This window comes from Saccharopolyspora kobensis, assembly GCF_900108315.1.
Classification (GTDB): Bacteria; Actinomycetota; Actinomycetes; order Mycobacteriales; family Pseudonocardiaceae; genus Saccharopolyspora; species Saccharopolyspora kobensis.
In genome coordinates this window covers 1-1,234 of sequence record NZ_FNVB01000026.1, presented here as the reverse complement: position 1 = coordinate 1,234, position 1,234 = coordinate 1, and the positions used below count along the sequence as shown (strand labels likewise).

General features: G+C 56.0%; 1 rRNA gene. It reads right to left on the bottom strand.

Annotation, left to right across the window (positions count from 1 at the left end):
* Positions 1–44: 44 nt before the first annotated feature.
* Positions 45–1,234: ribosomal RNA gene (locus C4T78_RS35895) — 23S ribosomal RNA — on the bottom strand; the annotation flags it as partial.

Below are 1,234 nucleotides of genomic sequence, written 5' to 3'. Positions count from 1 at the left end.
TGGTTGTTGTCTCAGACACCATATAGTGGGTGCGAGCAATCTTCGTGAGCAAGTCCTCGGCCTATCAGCACCAGTCAACTCCACACATTACTGTGCTTCCATATCTGGCCTGTCAACCCAGTCATCTACTGGGGGCCTTACCCCACAAAGGGTGGGAGACCTCATCTAGGAACAGGCTTCCCGCTTAGATGCTTTCAGCGGTTATCCCTCCCGAACATAGCCAACCAGCCACGCCCTTGGCAGAACGACTGGCACACCAGAGGTTCGTCCATCCCGGTCCTCTCGTACTAGGGACAGCCTTCCGCAAGTCTCCTACGCGCGCGGCGGATAGGGACCGAACTGTCTCACGACGTTCTAAACCCAGCTCGCGTGCCGCTTTAATGGGCGAACAGCCCAACCCTTGGGACCAACTCCAGCCCCAGGATGCGACGAGCCGACATCGAGGTGCCAAACCATGCCGTCGATATGGACTCTTGGGCAAGATCAGCCTGTTATCCCCGGGGTACCTTTTATCCGTTGAGCGACACCGCTTCCACCAGCCAGTGCCGGATCACTAGTCCCTGCTTTCGCACCTGCTCGACCCGTCAGTCTCACAGTCAAGCTCCCTTATACACTTACACTCAACACCTGATTGCCAACCAGGCTGAGGGAACCTTTGGGCGCCTCCGTTACCCTTTAGGAGGCAACCGCCCCAGTTAAACTACCCACCAGGCACTGTCCCCGATCCGGATCACGGACCCGAGTTAGATGCCCAGAACGACCAGAGTGGTATTTCACCAACGACTCCACACCCACTAGCGTGAATGCTTCACAGTCTCCCACCTATCCTACACAAGCCGAACCAAACACCAATACCAAGCTATAGTAAAGGTCCCGGGGTCTTTCCGTCCTGCCGCGCGAAACGAGCATCTTTACTCGTACTGCAATTTCACCGGGCCTGTGGTCGAGACAGCGGAGAAGTCGTTACGCCATTCGTGCAGGTCGGAACTTACCCGACAAGGAATTTCGCTACCTTAGGATGGTTATAGTTACCACCGCCGTTTACTGGCGCTTAAATTCTCCGCTACACCCCAAAAGGGGTTCACGGGTCCTCTTAACGTTCCAGCACCGGGCAGGCGTCAGTCCATATACATCGCCTTACAGCTTCGCATGGACCTGTGTTTTTAGTAAACAGTCGCTTCTCCCTGGCCTCTGCGACCACCACCAGCTCCCACCGCAAGGGTGTTCACCAGCA